Source organism: Pseudomonas sp. LARHCG127 (assembly GCF_052871455.1).
In genome coordinates this window covers 63,140-79,733 of record NZ_JBIXJT010000014.1, presented here as the reverse complement: position 1 = coordinate 79,733, position 16,594 = coordinate 63,140, and the positions used below count along the sequence as shown (strand labels likewise).

The window sequence follows — 16,594 nt, the reverse complement described above, 5'->3', positions numbered from 1 at the left end:
CCCAACCCTAAGAAAACTTCCCGCTCTGCCGTTACAGCGATGGCAGTGTGACATCGGTCACACAGCGCAGGCACAATGCCATCCTTGATCAGCCGGGTCGGAGCTTTACCCTTGCCGCGTTCTTCCGCTGTACGCCTGAGCCATTTCCTACCGTCGTTGCTGTTGTTGGTGGCGGGGCTTGCGGCTGCCTACGTCAAGGATCTCAACGTTTTCTTCACCTCGTTGTTCAACGTTCTGCCGACGCTGGTGTTGTTGCTGGGCGGGGCGTATTGCTCCGTCTACCGACGTCAACGTGAATTGTTTCTGATGGTCACGGTGTACATCGCCTACTTCCTGCTGGATACCCAGACCGATTTCTACCGCGACAACGGCAAGGTGCGTGAAGACGCGGCGGTGGTGTTCCATCTCGTCTGCCTGTTGCTGCCGCTGTTGTTCGGGCTGTTCGCGGCGTGGCAGGAGCGCACCCATTTGTTCCAGGACATGGTGGCGCGGTTTGCGGTTTTGCTGGTTTTCGGCAGCGTGGCGCTGGCGTTGGAGCAGAGCTTCCCACAGGCGTTGTTGTTGTGGCTGTCGGAGATCCGCTGGCCCGCGTTGCACGGCGCCTGGATGAGCCTGATCCAATTGTCCTACCCGATGTTCGCCGCCGCGTTCCTGCTGCTGGCCTGGCAATACTGGCGTAACCCCCGGCCGTTGCACGCGGCGCAATTGGTGGGACTGCTCGGGTTGTTCTGGATGCTGCCGAAAACCTTCATCCTGCCATTCACCCTGAACATCATGTGCAGCCAGGTGATGTTGATGATCGCCGCGGCGGTCGCCCACGAGGCGTATCAAATGGCCTTCCGTGACGAGCTCACCGGCCTGCCGGGGCGTCGTGCATTGAATGAACGCATGCAGCGCCTGGGGCGTAACTATGTGTTGGCAATGAGCGACGTGGACCATTTCAAGAAATTCAACGACACCCACGGCCACGACGTGGGCGACCAAGTGCTACGCCTGGTCGCCAGCAAACTGTCGAAAATCGGCGGTGGCGGTAGGGCGTATCGCTACGGCGGCGAGGAATTCGCCCTGGTGTTCGCGGGCAAGACCATCGACGAATGCATGCCCCATCTGGAAGTTATTCGCCAGTCCATCGAGACGTACGCTATCCAACTGCGTAATCCCGACAGCCGTCCCCAGGATGATCAGCAAGGCCGTCAGCGGCGCTCCGGCACTGGCGCCTCCAGCGTATCGGTGACCGTCAGCATCGGCGTGGCCGAGCGCATCGAGCAGCGTACGCCCGAAGAGGTACTCAAATCGGCGGACCAGGCGCTCTATAACGCCAAGGGCGCGGGGCGAAACTGCGTGATCGCCTATGGACAGAATCGCCGCGGCGCAGTGCGCATGGAAGCCGCCGCGGGTTGAGTGATGATGGCGCATTCAGCGTCTGGACTGTGATTGTGGGCCTGGGTGGCCGGCAGTAGGTTGGAACGATCTGCTACCGGAGAAAACCACCATGCCCGAGTACAAAGCTCCCCTGCGCGACATGCGCTTTTTGATCGACCATGTCTTCGATTTTCATGGCCGTTATGCCGAACTGGGTGCCAGCGATGCCAGTCCGGACATGGTCAGCGCCATTCTCGAGGAGGGCGCTCGGTTCTGTGAGAACGTGCTGGCGCCCCTCAATCGCTCGGGTGACGAAGAGGGCTGCCATTTCGACAATGGCGTGGTGACTACGCCTACAGGCTTCAGGCAAGCCTTCGCACAGTACGTGGAAGGCGGCTGGCATGGCCTGGCGGCGGACCCAGCTTACGGTGGCCAGGGCTTGCCCAGTTCCCTGGGGTTGGTCATCAGCGAAATGATCGGATCGAGCAACACCTCTTGGGGCATGTATCCCGGCCTGACCCACGGCGCCATGTCGGCCATCCACGCCCACGGCACCGAGGAACAGAAGCAGACCTATCTCAGTAAACTCACCGCCGGCCAGTGGACCGGCACCATGTGCCTGACTGAAGCCCACTGTGGCACCGACCTCGGCATCATCAAGACCCGCGCGGTGCCCCAGGCGGACGGCAGCTACGCGGTGACCGGCGGCAAGATCTTCATCAGCGCCGGCGAGCACGACATGAGCGACAACATCATTCATCTGGTGCTCGCCAAGCTGCCCGATGCTCCGGCCGGGACCAAGGGCATCTCGCTGTTTATCGTGCCAAAGTTCCTGCCGGACGCCGCGGGTGAGGCCGGGAAGCGCAACGGCGTTTCCTGCGGATCGATCGAGCACAAAATGGGCATCAAGGCATCGGCTACCTGCGTGCTGAATTTCGACGGGGCCAAGGGTTTCCTGATCGGCGAGGCGAACAAAGGCCTTAATTGCATGTTTACCATGATGAACCATGCCCGCCTCGGCACCGGCATGCAGGGCCTTTGCCTGGGGGAGGCGAGCTTCCAGGGTGCGATCAAATACGCCAACGACCGTTTGCAAATGCGCGCGCTGACCGGCCCCAAGGCGCCGGAAAAAGTCGCCGACCCGATCATCGTCCATCCCGATGTGCGCAGGATGTTGCTCACCATGAAGGCCTTCAACGAAGGCAACCGGGCGCTGACCTATTTCACTGCGCAACTGCTCGACACCGCGCACTTGAGCCAGGACGAAACCGCTCGCCAGGAGGCCGAGGACCTGCTGGCGTTCCTCACCCCGATCTGCAAGGCCTTCATGACCGACACCGGGCTGGAGGTGACCAACCACGGCATGCAGGTTTTTGGCGGACACGGTTTTATCCGCGAGTGGGGCATGGAGCAGCTTGTGCGCGATTGTCGGATCGCGCCGATCTACGAAGGCACCAATGGCATCCAGGCCTTGGACCTGCTGGGGCGCAAGGTATTGGGCAGCCAGGGCAAGTTACTGCGTGGTTTCACTAAAATTGTCCATAAATTCTGCACCGCCAACGCCGGGCATCCGCAGCTCAACGCCTATATTGCGCAATTGGACGGGCTCAACCGGGAATGGGGCGAACTGACCACCCAGGTTGGCATGGCTGCCATGAAGAACCCGGACGAAGTGGGCGCCGCCTCAGTGGACTACCTGATGTACAGCGGCTACATCATCCTGGCCTACCTGTGGTTGCGCATGGCCTTGGTGGCCCAGGCGCAACTCGACGGTGGCACTGGAGACAGCGATTTTTGCCAGGGCAAACTGGCGACGTGCGAGTTTTACTTCAAGCGCCTGTTGCCGCGCACGACCGCTCATCGGGCCGCCATCGAGGCGGGGAGCGAATGCCTGATGAAGCTGCCGGCGGAATTGTTTGCTCTTTGACCTATTATGTTGTGGCGTGGGAGCTTGCTCCCGCTGGGATGCGCAGCAGACCCTCTTTGTGAGCGCTGCGCACTGGAGCGCCAGCCCGGTCAAGCGGGAGCAAGCTCCCTCGCCACGATAAACATCCAAGTCTTTCTGGTGACTAAAAATAACAAAACAGTCATTGGTTGACCCTATGTGTCGCAAAAGTTGTTGAGGTACACTCGGGTCACTGCGAAAACCGTCTTTTACGAACAATTGTTTAGATCCTGCGAGGTTTGCCATGGCTGACTACAAAGCGCCCCTGCGCGATATGCGCTTCGTCCTCAATGAAGTGTTCGAGGTCGCGAAACTCTGGGCCCAATTGCCGGTGCTGGCCGACACCGTGGACGCTGAAACGGTCGAAGCGATCCTGGAAGAAGCCGGTAAAGTCACCAGCAAAAGCATCGCGCCTCTCAGTCGTTCCGCTGACGAAGAAGGTTGCCACTGGGCGGACGGTGCCGTCACCACGCCGGCAGGTTTCCCACAGGCCTACAAGACTTATGCTGAAGGCGGTTGGGTCGGTGTCGGCGGCGATCCGGTGTATGGCGGCATGGGCATGCCCAAGGCCGTTTCGGCCCAGGTCGAGGAAATGGTCAACTCCGCGAGCCTGTCCTTCGGCCTGTACCCGATGCTGACCGCCGGCGCTTGCCTGTCGATCAATGCCCATGCCAGCGAAGAGCTGAAGGCGACGTACCTGCCGAACATGTACGCCGGCGTCTGGGCCGGTTCCATGTGCCTGACCGAGCCCCATGCAGGCACGGACCTGGGGATCATCCGCACCAAGGCCGAGCCCCAGGCCGACGGTTCCTACAAAGTCAGCGGCACGAAGATTTTCATCACCGGTGGCGAGCACGACCTCACCGAGAACATCATTCACTTGGTACTGGCAAAACTCCCGGACGCGCCGGCAGGCCCCAAGGGCATTTCGCTGTTCCTGGTGCCCAAGTTCATGGTCAATGCCGACGGCAGCCTGGGTGCGCGCAACGCGGCCAACTGCGGCTCGATCGAACACAAGATGGGCATCCAGGCGTCCGCCACCTGCGTGATGAACTTCGATGAAGCCGTGGGCTATCTGGTGGGCGAGCCGAACAAAGGCCTGGCGGCGATGTTCACCATGATGAACTACGAGCGCCTTGGGGTTGGCATCCAGGGCTTGGCCACCGGTGAGCGCTCCTACCAGAACGCCGTCGAATACGCCCGCGACCGCCTGCAAAGTCGTTCGCCCACCGGTGCGCAGAACAAGGACAAGGTCGCTGATCCGATCATCGTCCACCCCGACGTACGCCGGATGCTGTTGACCATGAAAGCCTCGAACGAGGGTGGCCGGGCGTTTTCCACCTACGTGGCGATGCAACTGGACACCGCCAAGTTCAGCGAAGACCCGGTCACCCGCAAGCGCGCCGAAGACTTGGTGGCGTTGCTGACGCCGGTGGCCAAGGCGTTCCTGACCGACCTCGGCCTGGAAACCACTGTCCATGGCCAGCAGGTGTTCGGCGGTCATGGTTACATTCGCGAATGGGGCCAGGAACAACTGGTGCGTGACGTGCGCATCACCCAGATCTACGAAGGCACCAACGGTATCCAGGCGCTGGACCTGGTGGGGCGCAAGATCGTCGGCAGCGGCGGTGCGTTCTACCGCCTGTTCGCCGATGAGATTCGCCATTTCACTGCCACTGCGAACGGCGACTTGGAAGAGTTCATCAAGCCGTTGAACAGCGCGGTCGACACGCTGGATGAGTTGACCGACTGGCTGCTGGACCGGGCGAAGAGCAACCCGAACGAAATTGGCGCAGCGTCGGTGGAGTATCTCCAGGCGTTCGGCTACACCGCGTATGCCTATATGTGGGCGCTGATGGCCCGGGCTGCCTTGGGCAAGGAAAACCAGGATGATTTCTACGCGAGCAAACTCGGGACGGCGCGGTTCTACTTCGCTCGCCTGCTACCGCGTATCCACTCCTTGAGCGCTTCGGTAAAGGCGGGCAGCGAGTCGCTGTTCCTGCTGGAAGCCAGCCAGTTCTGAAACGATGAGGCTGTGTAAGCATTTGCTTACACAGCGTGCTGGCGTTTTCCCTCTATCGGCCAATTGGATCCAGGACTAACCTAGCTTCCATGGACGTAGCGCAGGACGCGCAAAGTAACAACACGGACACGTAGGATTCTGCCAGGACGGCGGAGTGAAATGGATGTCAGGGAAACAGTCTGCAAAGCCCCGCTTCGGCGGGGTTTTCTTTTGCCTGCGTTTTTTATTCTTGCAGGCGCCTAACCCTTGGGGCTGCTTCAGCATGGGTCCCACTGAACCCTGACGAGCGGTCTGGGGTCAATGAGCTATATGGCAATTTGGCCATCGTCGATCAGGGAGTCATCCATGGATTTCATTCGCATTATTATCGCCATCCTGCTGCCGCCACTGGGAGTGTTCCTGCAAGTCGGTTTTGGCGGGGCGTTCTGGTTGAATATCCTGCTGACGCTGTTGGGTTACATCCCAGGCATCGTGCACGCGGTGTACATCATCGCCAAGCGCTGAACTCATCGGCCATACAAATACCCCTGTGGGAGCGAGCTTGCTCGCGATAGCAATGGCCCAGTCAACATTTTCATAGACTGACACTCCGCTATCGTCGGATCGCCGCCCGGAGCAAGCTCGCTCCCACAGTTTTTTGGCGTCCTATAGGTCGCTATCCATCACCTTGCGATAGAACAACCACTCATGCTCCAGCGCATGGGCCTGGTTCGCCGCCTTGCGAAAACCGTGGCGCTCATCCGGATAGTAGTGCGCCTCGACCGCCACGCCGTTGGCCTGTAAAGCGCTGACCATGTCGCGGGTTTGCTGCGGTACCACCACGGCATCCAACTCTCCTTGGAAAAAGATCACCGGCACGCGGATGTTCCCGGCGTGCAACAGCGGAGTGCGGGCGCGATAGCGTTCGGCGTCCTGTTGCGGGTCGCCGATCAGCCAGTCCAGGTAATCACCTTCGAACTTGTGCGTGGCCCGGCCGAGGGCGACAGGATCGCTCACGCCATAGAGGCTGGCGCCGGCACGGAATACATCCTGGAACGCCAAGGCGCAGAGGGTCGTGTAGCCACCGGCACTGCCACCTCGAATGAACGCGTAACGGCTGTCAATCAGGCCTTGTTCATCCAGATAGGCGACCACCGCGCAGGCGTCCTCGACATCCACCACGCCCCAATTCAAATGCAGCGCCTGCCGATACGCCCGGCCATAACCGCTGCTGCCGCGGTAATTGAGATCGGCAACGGCAAAGCCGCGCTGGGTCCAATACTGAATACGCGGATCGAACAGGGGATAACAGGCCGAGGTAGGGCCGCCGTGAATGAACACCACCAAGGGCGGCTTCGCTTGTGCATTCATGGCCGGGTAAAAGAACCCGTGGGCTTCACCTGACCCGGATGGATAGCGCAGGGTTCGCGGACGACTGATCTGTTCGATGGGTAATGGCGTGACACCGCCGGCCAGCACCACTACTTCATGATGTTGTCGCTCGATGGCAATGACTGCCGATGGATGAGTCGGCGAGGCGGCAATGGCGTAGATGAACCGCTCATCCAGCGCCAGGCTGCGAAAGCGGCTGTAGGTGCCGGTGAAATCGTCGCTGGCATTGTCACGGCGGCACAAGCCCAGGCGTCCGAAACCTGCTTCGGTCCAACTCGCCAGGTAGGTGTGTTCGTCCAGCGGCAGCCAGGTACAGCCACCCAGTTGCCACGGCGCTGGGGCATGATCGGCTGCGGCGGCGGGCAGGGGTTCTAAACCCTGGGCCGATTCCATCCAGGGCTGCCAGTAACCTCCGCGATCAGTCAGGCAATAAAGGCGACTGGCCGCGTCGAAGCGCGGTTGCTGGATGGATTCTTCCTCACCGTTGCCGGCCACACAGCGCGGCTCACTCCACCCAGAAGCAGTGCGCTCGGCCAGCATCAAGCGCGTTGCTGTCCAGGGTTGGTGCGGACGGCTCCACTCAATCCAGGCGAGCCGCTGGCCGTCCGGGCTCAGGGTTGGCGAAGCGTAGAAATCGGCGCCTTCGGCCAACAGATACCGTTGATGATCCGCCAATCCGATCGACACCAGGCGATGCTGGTTGGCCTGTTCTTCCACCGCCAACACCTGGCCGTCGGCAAAGCCAAGGTCCCCATAGCGGCACTCACCGAAGGTCAGCGCCACGGGCTGTTCGCCACTCAGCGATTGATGGTACAGCTGTTGGTCGGCCTCGTTGACGAACAGCACGCCATCATGGCTCAGGCAGAACGATCCGCCGCCGTATTCATAGACCCGACTTCGGGCGCTGAAGCCATCTGGCGTCAGGCAGCGGGCCTTGGCGTCTTGCCAATGCCAGATCCGGCAGGCGCCGTCCGCGGGGCGGTATTCATTCCAGAACAAGCCCAAGGGTCCGACTTGCAGGTCGGCGAAGTCGGTGCCGGCGGCAACGGCCTGGGTTGCGCTGAAAGGCTCAGCCTTTAGCGATGAGGCGCGAGTTTCGTTCATTGCGAAAGGCCAGTTGTTCAATGGTTTGTGTGGCGTGCTCGGCGTCTTCACGCGCCTTGAGGATCACCCCGTGATGTTCGGACTTGCTGCACACCGGGTCGGCGTTGCTGGCATCGCCCGTGAGCATGAACGCCTGGCAGCGACAGCCGCCGAAGTCCTTTTCCTTTTCATCACAGGAGCGGCACGGTTCGGGCATCCAGTCATAACCGCGAAAGCGGTTGAAGCCGAACGAGTCGTACCAGATGTGCTGCATGCTGTGGTCGCGCACATTGGGAAATTGCACCGGTAGCTGTCGGGCGCCGTGACAGGGCAATGCCGTGCCGTCCGGCGTGACGGTGAGGAAAATGCTGCCCCAGCCGTTCATGCAGCCCTTGGGGCGTTCTTCATAGTAGTCCGGTGTGACAAAGATCAGTTTGCACGGGTTGCCTTCGGCTTCCAGCTTGGCCCGGTACTCATTGGTGATGCGCTCGGCGCGCACCAGTTGCTCCCGGGTGGGTAGCAGGCCGACGCGGTTGAGCTGCGCCCAGCCATAGAACTGGCAAGTGGCGAGCTCGACGAAGTCGGCTTCCAGGGCGATGCACAGCTCGATGATGCGGTCGATCTTGTCGATGTTGTGCCGATGGGTCACGAAGTTCAGCACCATCGGATAGCCGTGGGCTTTCACCGCCCGGGCCATTTCCAGTTTTTGCGCGAAGGCTTTCTTCGAGCCGGCCAGGAGGTTGTTTACCTGTTCGTCGCTGGCTTGGAAACTGATCTGGATATGGTCCAGGCCGGCCTTTTTGAAGTCGCTGATTTTCTGTTCGGTCAAACCGATGCCAGAGGTGATCAGATTGGTATAGAAGCCCAGCCTGCGCGCTTCACCGATCAATTCGGCCAGGTCCTGGCGCACCAACGGCTCGCCACCGGAAAAACCCAACTGCGCGGCGCCCATCTCCCGGGCTTCGCGAAACACCTTGAACCACTGCTCGGTGCTCAGTTCCTTGCCTTGCTCGGCGAAGTCCAGCGGGTTGGAGCAGTATGGGCATTGCAGCGGGCAGCGATAGGTCAGCTCGGCCAGCAGCCACAGCGGCAGGCCGACGGCGGGCTTCTCAGGCAAGGGTGATCCAGTGCTGTGCACGGGCGACCTCCATGAATTGCTCGACGTCGTCACCGAGTTCCGGCACGTCGGCAAACTGCTTCGCCAACTCGTCGATGATCGCCGCGACATCCCGTTCACCATCGATCAGGCCTCCGATCAGCGCAGCGCTGTCGTTCAGCTTGATCATGCCTTCAGGATAGAGCAGCACGTGGCCTTTCTGGGCCGGTTCGTACTGGAAGCGATAGCCGGGGCGCCAGTTGGGTTTTTTGCTGCGATCGAAACTCATAAGGCGATTCCTTTGTGCCAAACCCGTTGGTCGGTCACGGTGTGATAGGGCGGGCGGTTCAGTTCGTAGGCCATGGTCATGGCGTCGAGCATGCTCCAGAGGATGTCCAGTTTGAACTGGAGAATCTCCAGCATGCGTTCCTGCCCTGCGCGGGTGGTGTAGTGCTGCAAAGTGATCGCCAGGCCATGCTCCACATCACGCCGGGCCTGGCCCAGGCGAGTGCGGAAATATTCGTAGCCGGTCGGGTCGATCCACGGGTAGTGCTGCGGCCAACTGTCCAGGCGCGACTGGTGGATCTGTGGGGCGAACAGTTCGGTCAACGAGCTGCTGGCGGCTTCCTGCCAACTGGCCCGGCGGGCGAAGTTGACGTAGGCGTCCACCGCGAAGCGCACGCCCGGCAGCACCAATTCCTGGGAGCGCAGTTGATCGGGGTCCAGGCCCACCGCCTGGCCCAGCCGCAGCCAGGCTTCAATGCCGCCGTCTTCGCCGGGCGCGCCGTCATGGTCGAGCAGGCGCTGGATCCACTCGCGGCGGATTTCCCGGTCCGGGCAGTTGGCCAGGATCGCGGCGTCCTTGAGCGGGATATTCACTTGGTAGTAGAAGCGGTTCGCGACCCAGCCCTGGATCTGCTCGCGAGTGGCATGGCCTTCATACATCGCCACGTGATAGGGGTGATGGATGTGGTAATACGCGCCTTTGGCACGCAGGGCGGCTTCGAACTCGGTGGGGGACAGGGGGGTGTCAGTCATTTCGGTCTCCGGGAATAACCGTTGGCGGCGGTGGTGCCTGGTCTAGCCTCTTCGCGAGCAGGCTCGCTCCCACATTGGGTTTTTATGCGCAGCAAATATCAGGTACGACCGGGATCCCTGTGGGAGCGAGCCTGCTCGCGAAGGCGGTCTATCATCCGGCACAAACATTGTGCGCACTTCCACAACCTACAACTCAATACTCATTCCGTCGTAAGCCACTTCAATCTTTCGACGTACAAGCTCGGCCCGCTCGGCCGAGTCTTCGTCCAGGATCGGGTTGGTGTTGTTGATATGGATAAGGACCTTGCGCTGCTCGGGCAGTTGCTCCAGCACTTCCAGCATGCCGCCGGGGCCGTTTTGAGCCAGGTGGCCCATTTCCCGGCCGGTGCGGGTACCGACGCCACGGCGCTGCATTTCATCGTCGTCCCACATCGTGCCGTCCACCAGCAGGCAATCGCTGCCGGCCATGATCGCCAGCAGCGACTCGTCGACCTTGCCCAGTCCCGGGGCATAGAACAGCTTGCCGCCTGTGCGCAGGTCTTCGACGATCAGCCCGATGTTGTCGCCCGGGTGCGGGTCGAAGCGATGGGGCGAATAGGGCGGCGCTGCGCTGCGCAGGGGCAGCGGGGTAAAGCGCAGGTTCGGGCAGGCGGCGATGGTGAAGCTCTGGTCGAGTTCGATGCGATTCCAGCTCAACCCGCCGTTCCAATGGGTCAGCATGTTGAACAGCGGAAAGCCGGTGCTCAGGTCTTCATGGACCATGTCGGTGCACCAGACTTGGTGCGGGCAACCTTCGCGCAGGCTGAGCAGACCGGTGGTGTGGTCGATCTGGCTGTCCATCAGGATGATCGCGCCAATGCCGGTGTCGCGCAGGGCCCGGCCCGGCTGCATGGGGGCAAAGCCCTGGAGCTGGGCGCGAATGTCCGGAGAGGCGTTGCACAGCACCCAGTTCACCCCGTCATCGGACAGGGCGATGGACGACTGGGTACGCGCCTGGGCCCGCAGGCTGCCGTTGCGAAAACCTGCGCAATTGGCGCAGTTGCAGTTCCACTGGGGGAAACCGCCACCGGCGGCGGAACCTAGAATCTGGACGAACATGGCTGCTCCATCTGCAAACCGAAATAAAAACGCCTCGGCTGGCCGAGGCGTAGTGCTGCGTGCTTGAGCGCCTGCAGCAATCAGCGGCTGGCGAAGTACATGGTGACTTCGAAACCGATACGCAGGTCGATATATGCGGGTTTGGACCAAGACATGGGAATACTCCTTTGGTTGGGGGAATCAGGTTCGATGGAACGATGGAAACCTATACATATAGTCCACCTCCGTTCGGAGATGTTCAGATGCTTAGGCGGCTATGTTACTAAATCTGACAAATTCGTTCGCCGCGATTCTCGAAGAAAGCTCATTACAGCGGCTGCAATGATCATTGCGCCCCTTGCCAACGCTCTGTCGGGCAGGCGCCATTGCTCAGGCAATACCATCCCCCGGCAGCGTCGATCAAACCCTGGGCGGCGGCTCGTAGTTGTGGGCGATCCAGTTGCAGGATGGCATCGGCCAGTCGCTCAAGATAATCCGACGGGCGGCCAGCCAACTTGCCCTGCCAGAGCAGTTCGGCGGCCTGGGCGCGGGGCAGGGCATCAGTTTGGAGTTGAGCGGCGAGCGCCTGTTGCTGGTCGGTCAGGGACGCATCATCGAGCTGCTGGATCAACGCCGGTAACCCGGCCAGGAATGTCTCGATGTGGGCGATCAGTTGCGCCGCCGAGACGCTGGGCGACTGGACGCCGAACAGCAACCCGGTTAGCCCATCGACCTGCTTCAAGCCGCTGAACACGGCATAACCCAACTGCAGCTCCACCCGCAGGCGCTGATAGAACGGCGTCTGGCACAACTGTGCCAGCAACCGCCAGGCGGCTTCGTCAGCCAGCGCCAGGGTGGCGGTCGGGCAAAACAGCAACACGGCCGCTTCTTCACCGTGGGTCTGGAGCCTGTGCCAAATGCGTTGCCCGCGCGACGCCATCGCCAAGCTGATGTCCTCGCTGGCGATGCCTGGCACACGGGCCAACGCCGGGCCCAGTGCCCCTTGAGTGGCGGCCGACAGACCGATGGACAGTCCATCCCAGCGGGCCGTTGTCCACACGCTTTGGTCGCTGTCGGGCATTGGCAACGCTGGCGATTGCCGGCAATGATTCGGCAGCGCTTTGAGCAGGTGTCGAATGGGTATCGGTGTGGGTTCGTGGGCGGCCTGAGCCATGGGCAGCGGCTGTGAAAGCTTCGCCAGGACGTGTTCGAGCACCCGCGGCATCGGGGCCTGCAAGCCGACCAGTTTCAGCAGCCATTGGTGAGCGGACGGTTCGAAACTGATGTCCACGCCGGCCTGGCGCGCATCCTCACGCACCTCCTCCAGATGCCGGTCGAGCCGGGATTGAAGATCCAGCGGTGCCTGAGTCGTCAGTTGCCAGCGCAGGTACACCGCGCCTTCACGACCGTTGTCGGGCAGCGCCTGGCTGAACTGCATGGGCGAGCGTTCCCGCCGGCCTCGGGAGCGGTCCTGGGCGAAGGTGCGCAAGCCACGGTGGGCGCTGGTCTGTCCGCGTATCAACCCGGCGCGAGGCGCTTCGCTTGGCGTTTGCAGGAACGGGTTGGACGCGGGTAGTTGCCATTGTCCCGTGACGTTGTCGACAGGGTGCAGTTGCTTGAGGATTTCCCTGAGCTTCAGGAGGTCATTTGCCAACAGCGGCCCGTCACGTCCTTCACAATCCCAGCGGGCCAACTGCAAGGCTGACCCTGTTTCCTGCCGGCGCTGCAGCAGTGCGGTGAACTCCTGGCGCAACGGCGCCCAGTCGTCCTGGGCGGCAAAGAAGCCCAACCAGTCGTGCAGCAACGGCTGGATCTGCGCCGCTGTCTGGGCGTTGGCGTGCGTGAATTCGATGTGCAGCAGCGCCTGTCCGGCAAACTCATACAGCGCGGTGGCCTTGAGGCTGTCAGCCAAGTGGAGTTGACGCAACAGGGCGAGCAGGCCGCCCGGTTTGCTGGAGTTCAGCCACGTACACAGAAAGTCCAAGGCTTGGGGCGAGGCGCTGGGCAAATCTTCAAAGGCGAACAGCAGATCAAGGCAACCCTCGCGGGCCTGTTGATAACTCGTCTGGGGTGATGCCATCAACTTTGGCGGTGCCAACCTGGCAAGCGCTTCGCCGGCAGGTATGTGGCTGTCGAACTGTTCAGCCAGCGCTTTCAAGGCGTCGATGCTTTGCGGGCCGGCCAGGCTCAGGCTCATCTGGCCGCTCTGGTAGAAGCTGCGGTAGAAGTCATGCAACGCGCTTTGGAATTCGACCTGCTCCACCGCGAGGCTGTCGCGATTACCCGCATGAAAACCCCGCAGCGGATGGGTCGCCGACAGGCCGTCATGCAAGGCAAGCTGTCGCTGGGCTGCAGCATCCCGGGACCAGGCGATGAACTCGGCGTGTAGCACTTCCCGTTCACGCAACTGATCGGCCTCATCCAGGCGTGGGTGAGCGAGCATGTCCCCCAGCCGTTCCAGTCCGTCGGCGAAGGTGGCGGGTGGCAATTCGAAGAAAAAATCCGTGGTGCGTTCGCTGGTGCGCGCATTGACTTGGCCACCATGGCGCTGCACGTAGGCCATCAGGTTCTCCCCAGCGGGAAAACGCTCGGTGCCGAGGAAGAACAGATGCTCGAGCAAGTGCGCCAATCCCGGCCAGGCCAGGGGCGCGTCATGGCTACCAGCCGCGACTCGCAATACTGCAGCGCCGCGCTTGAGGCCTGGGACGTGACGCAATGTCACCCGCAAGCCGTTGGCCAGGGTTTCAGTGTGGGGGCGGAGGGAGTCGGGGGCCGGCATGAGCGCTTCCAGAACAAAGATGCGCTCATGCTAGCGGATTAGGCCGCGTTCTCAATCCTCAATCAGTGTTTGTGCAGGTCGTCGTAAAGCTCGGGGCGGCGATCATGCAGGTAGTTGTAGGCCGCTCGGGAATCGTCCATCAGTTGTCGATCCAGTTCTGCGACGATCAAGGCCTCGTCCAACCCCGCAAGCGCCGGTCGGCTGCCATTCGGTGCGGCGATGCTGCTTTGGCCGCAATACAGCAGTTCACCTTCGTGGCCGCAGTAGTTGGCGTAGGCCACGAAGCACTGGTTCTCGATGGCGCGGGCACGGACGGTGATGTCGGCGATGAACTCGTAGGGTTGCATATTGGCGGTCGGCACCAGGATCAGCTCGGCGCCGGCCAGGGCCAGGCGGCGGGCGTTCTCCGGGAACTCCAGGTCGTAGCAGATCAGCAGGCCGAGCTTCCAGCCGTTGAGCTCGACGATAGGCAGCGCTGAGTCGCCAGCGCTGAACATGGCGTGATCGAGATCACCGAACAAGTGGCTCTTGCGGTAGTTGGCCAGGCGCTCGCCCTGGGCGTCGATCAACTGCACGGCGTTGTAGATCTGCCCGTCTTCGCTGCGTTCGGGGTAGCCATAGACAATCGCCAGGCCGGCCGCCTTGGCAATGCGGCCGATCTGTTGCGCCCACTCGCCGTTGTAGACCTCGGCCAATACATTCACCGCGTCGACGCCGATGTTGTAGCCAGTCATGAACATCTCCGGCAGTACCAGCACGTCGGCGCCCCTGGCCTCCAACGCTACCTGGTGCAGGCGTTGCAGGTTGCCGGCTGGATCCAGTGGCAGCGGTGGGCATTGGTAGAGGGCTACACGCATCAAAAACTCCTTTTATTCAGGTAGGGCGATCGGACCGATCTCATGGAACACATCACCTGGACCCGGGTTCTCGGCGTGGGTTTCTCCGCCGAAGTGCTTCATGATTCCCCACACGGCATTGAGTGAGGTCTGTACTGCGCCTTCGACCCAGGCAGGTGTCCATGAGACGTCATCGCCGGCGATAAAGATCCCGCGTTGTTCGGCCGGCATGTCGTCCTGCATGAAATGCGCGTACATGCGCTGGTTGTAGCGATAGTGGCCGGGCAGGGCGCCCTTGAAAGCGCCGAGGAAATGCGGATCCGCTTCCCAGGACACGGTGATCGGGTCGCCAATGATGCGTGCGGCGATGTCCACCTTGGGGTAGATCTTCTTCAGGGCATCGAGGGCCAGCTTCACGCGTTTTTCCACCGGATGCGGGAGCATTTTCAGCGCGTCGCTCATCCAGGAGTACGACAGGCAAATCACGCCGGGCTTGTCGTCGCCGTTGTCGAACAGATAGGTGCCACGGGTCAGGCGGTCGGTCAGGGTCATGCTCATCAGGTCGCGGCCGGTTTCCGGGTCCTTGTCCTTCCAGAACGGCCGGTCGACCATCACGAATGTCTTGGACGATTGCATGTAGCGGGTGCGGTCCAGGGCCATCCACATCTTTTGCGAGAACAGCGCTTCTTCACATTCGATCTGGGTGGTCAGCAGCCAGCTCTGGCAGGTGACCAGCACGGCGGCGTACTCGCGGGTATTTTCCCAGACGTCCGTCACGCTGAACCGGCCATCGGCCGCACGGGCAATGCGCTTCACGCCGCTGCGGGGGGCGCCCAGGTGCAGCGAATTCAGGCTGGTTCCTTCGGGCCAGTGCGCACAGCGTTCCGGCACGTGGTTCCAGATGCCGTGGGGCACCTGTTCGACGCCGCCGACCACCAGATGCTGGTGGTCGTCGCAGTTGGTCATTACGACGCGGAAGATTTCCAGCATCGAATTGGGGAAATCCGAATCCCAACCGCCCGTGCCGAAACCGACCTGGCCGAACACTTCGCGGTGCTGGAACGAGAGCTTGGCGAACGCCTTGGAGGTGGCGACGAAGTCGTAGAAGGTGCGGTCGTCCCAGAGAGGCACCAAGGTGTTCCACAACGCCTTGAGACGGGGCACGTCGCGGTCGCGGATCGCTTGCTGGATCTCGCTGAAGCGTGAGCCGTCTTCCAGCGCATCGGCCCAGGCGTCGGCGACTTCCTGGAACAGGGCAGGAAGGTCCGCCAGTTTCTGGGCGTAATAGGTCTGGCCTTCCAGGTCGATAACCGTGCTGCCGGACGCCGGGGTCAGCGGGTTGGGAAACGGTTTGGTCTCCAGCCCCAGTTTGTCGACGTAGTGGTAGAACGCGGTGGACGACACCGGAAAACGCATGCCGCCCAGCTCGGCGATCACCCCTTCAGCGCCGTTGAACGCCTGTGAACGCAGGCGCCCACCCATCTTCGACGCCTCGTAGACCACGGGCTTGAGTCCCAGCTTCATCAGCTCGTACGCCGCCACCAGACCGGCGATCCCTGCACCGACAATCGCCACTTCCGTACCCTGGTTGTGCGCGGGAATACTGCCCAGGCCGGCCGGATGTTCAATCCAGTCGTCAAAGGCGAAAGGAAAGTCCGGCCCGAAAATGGTGATGGGCTTCTTACCGTCTGCTGGGTGGCGATTGTTCTTGTTCATGGCTGACCTTGATGGGCGACTCGACGCGGCTTCGCGTCTGAGTATAGGAAAGATGCCAGCCATTCTAGGGAGGGTGGAACACGTTAATAAGACACAATATGTCGTCGTTTTGAATATCTTCCAGTCATTTCGACCAGTTATTCCATCGTAATGACGAAACCAGTCCGCTGTGGGAGCGAGCTTGCTCGCGATGACGTCAGTTCAGTAACGCTTGCATGGACTGACAGACCGCTATCGCGAGCAAGCTCGCTCCCACAGGTTAAGTGGC

The 16,594-nt window shown here is 61.4% G+C and carries 13 protein-coding genes; 4 read left to right on the top strand and 9 right to left on the bottom strand.

What is annotated here, in order from left to right; genetic code table 11:
* Nucleotides 1-111 precede the first annotated feature (111 nt).
* The 4 genes from ACIPQ1_RS22425 (at nt 112) to ACIPQ1_RS22410 (ending at nt 5,834) form a co-directional block, all read left to right on the top strand.
* Nucleotides 112-1,401 carry a GGDEF domain-containing protein gene (locus ACIPQ1_RS22425; RefSeq protein ID WP_186706942.1) on the top strand — a complete coding sequence of 430 codons (1,290 nt, stop codon included), beginning with the start codon at nt 112-114 and terminating at the stop codon, nt 1,399-1,401.
* A gap of 91 nt (nt 1,402-1,492) precedes the next feature.
* Nucleotides 1,493-3,289 carry an acyl-CoA dehydrogenase C-terminal domain-containing protein gene (locus ACIPQ1_RS22420; protein WP_446534798.1) on the top strand — a complete coding sequence of 599 codons (1,797 nt, stop codon included), beginning with the start codon at nt 1,493-1,495 and terminating at the stop codon, nt 3,287-3,289.
* Nucleotides 3,290-3,551: 262 nt separating this feature from the next.
* On the top strand, nt 3,552-5,330 hold the full coding sequence (locus tag ACIPQ1_RS22415; RefSeq protein ID WP_446534797.1) for an acyl-CoA dehydrogenase C-terminal domain-containing protein: 1,779 nt from the start codon (nt 3,552-3,554) through the stop codon (nt 5,328-5,330).
* A gap of 345 nt (nt 5,331-5,675) precedes the next feature.
* Nucleotides 5,676-5,834: a YqaE/Pmp3 family membrane protein gene (locus ACIPQ1_RS22410; RefSeq protein ID WP_003177654.1), complete on the top strand. Its 159-nt coding sequence runs from the start codon at nt 5,676-5,678 to the stop codon at nt 5,832-5,834.
* Nucleotides 5,835-5,975: 141 nt separating this feature from the next.
* Here the strand turns inward: ACIPQ1_RS22410 and ACIPQ1_RS22405 are convergent, their stop codons facing one another.
* The 9 genes from ACIPQ1_RS22405 to ACIPQ1_RS22365 all read right to left on the bottom strand — a co-directional run bounded on the left by ACIPQ1_RS22405 (nt 5,976) and on the right by ACIPQ1_RS22365 (nt 16,326).
* A complete protein-coding gene (locus ACIPQ1_RS22405) occupies nt 5,976-7,805 on the bottom strand; it encodes a prolyl oligopeptidase family serine peptidase (protein WP_446534796.1) in 1,830 nt (609 codons plus the stop codon).
* Nucleotides 7,771-8,901 carry a pyrroloquinoline quinone biosynthesis protein PqqE gene (gene pqqE / locus ACIPQ1_RS22400; protein ID WP_189656235.1) on the bottom strand — a complete coding sequence of 377 codons (1,131 nt, stop codon included), beginning with the start codon at nt 8,899-8,901 and terminating at the stop codon, nt 7,771-7,773. Before pqqE ends, ACIPQ1_RS22405 begins: the two co-directional genes overlap by 35 nt.
* Complete coding sequence (gene pqqD / locus ACIPQ1_RS22395; RefSeq protein WP_446534795.1) at nt 8,894-9,169, bottom strand: pyrroloquinoline quinone biosynthesis peptide chaperone PqqD; 276 nt, start codon at nt 9,167-9,169, stop codon at nt 8,894-8,896. Before pqqD ends, pqqE begins: the two co-directional genes overlap by 8 nt.
* Complete coding sequence (pqqC, locus tag ACIPQ1_RS22390; RefSeq protein WP_446534794.1) at nt 9,166-9,918, bottom strand: pyrroloquinoline-quinone synthase PqqC; 753 nt, start codon at nt 9,916-9,918, stop codon at nt 9,166-9,168. The genes pqqD and pqqC overlap by 4 nt, the downstream gene beginning before the upstream one ends.
* Before the next feature lie 186 nt (nt 9,919-10,104).
* Nucleotides 10,105-11,016 carry a pyrroloquinoline quinone biosynthesis protein PqqB gene (gene pqqB / locus ACIPQ1_RS22385; RefSeq protein ID WP_446534793.1) on the bottom strand — a complete coding sequence of 304 codons (912 nt, stop codon included), beginning with the start codon at nt 11,014-11,016 and terminating at the stop codon, nt 10,105-10,107.
* Nucleotides 11,017-11,096: 80 nt separating this feature from the next.
* Nucleotides 11,097-11,171 carry a pyrroloquinoline quinone precursor peptide PqqA gene (gene pqqA / locus ACIPQ1_RS22380; RefSeq protein WP_003177660.1) on the bottom strand — a complete coding sequence of 25 codons (75 nt, stop codon included), beginning with the start codon at nt 11,169-11,171 and terminating at the stop codon, nt 11,097-11,099.
* A gap of 170 nt (nt 11,172-11,341) precedes the next feature.
* Nucleotides 11,342-13,774: a pyrroloquinoline quinone biosynthesis protein PqqF gene (gene pqqF, locus ACIPQ1_RS22375; RefSeq protein WP_446534792.1), complete on the bottom strand. Its 2,433-nt coding sequence runs from the start codon at nt 13,772-13,774 to the stop codon at nt 11,342-11,344.
* A 62-nt stretch (nt 13,775-13,836) separates the two neighbouring features.
* On the bottom strand, nt 13,837-14,631 hold the full coding sequence (locus tag ACIPQ1_RS22370) for a carbon-nitrogen hydrolase family protein (protein WP_411385795.1): 795 nt from the start codon (nt 14,629-14,631) through the stop codon (nt 13,837-13,839).
* Between the two features lie 12 nt (nt 14,632-14,643).
* Nucleotides 14,644-16,326, bottom strand: a complete 1,683-nt coding sequence (locus tag ACIPQ1_RS22365; RefSeq protein ID WP_411385794.1) for a flavin monoamine oxidase family protein — start codon at nt 16,324-16,326, stop codon at nt 14,644-14,646.
* Nucleotides 16,327-16,594: the final 268 nt, after the last annotated feature.

Bases quoted from the DNA above. Each gene is read 5' to 3' on its own strand.
- ACIPQ1_RS22405 (WP_446534796.1), bottom strand. From the start codon at position 7,805: ATGAACGAAACTCGCGCCTCATCGCTAAAGGCTGAGCCTTTCAGCGCA.
- ACIPQ1_RS22370 (WP_411385795.1), bottom strand. From the start codon at position 14,631: ATGCGTGTAGCCCTCTACCAATGCCCACCGCTGCCACTGGATCCAGCC.
- pqqC (WP_446534794.1), bottom strand. From the start codon at position 9,918: ATGACTGACACCCCCCTGTCCCCCACCGAGTTCGAAGCCGCCCTGCGT.
- pqqF (WP_446534792.1), bottom strand. From the start codon at position 13,774: ATGCCGGCCCCCGACTCCCTCCGCCCCCACACTGAAACCCTGGCCAAC.
- ACIPQ1_RS22415 (WP_446534797.1), top strand. From the start codon at position 3,552: ATGGCTGACTACAAAGCGCCCCTGCGCGATATGCGCTTCGTCCTCAAT.
- pqqD (WP_446534795.1), bottom strand. From the start codon at position 9,169: ATGAGTTTCGATCGCAGCAAAAAACCCAACTGGCGCCCCGGCTATCGC.
- ACIPQ1_RS22365 (WP_411385794.1), bottom strand. From the start codon at position 16,326: ATGAACAAGAACAATCGCCACCCAGCAGACGGTAAGAAGCCCATCACC.
- pqqB (WP_446534793.1), bottom strand. From the start codon at position 11,016: ATGTTCGTCCAGATTCTAGGTTCCGCCGCCGGTGGCGGTTTCCCCCAG.
- ACIPQ1_RS22420 (WP_446534798.1), top strand. From the start codon at position 1,493: ATGCCCGAGTACAAAGCTCCCCTGCGCGACATGCGCTTTTTGATCGAC.
- ACIPQ1_RS22410 (WP_003177654.1), top strand. From the start codon at position 5,676: ATGGATTTCATTCGCATTATTATCGCCATCCTGCTGCCGCCACTGGGA.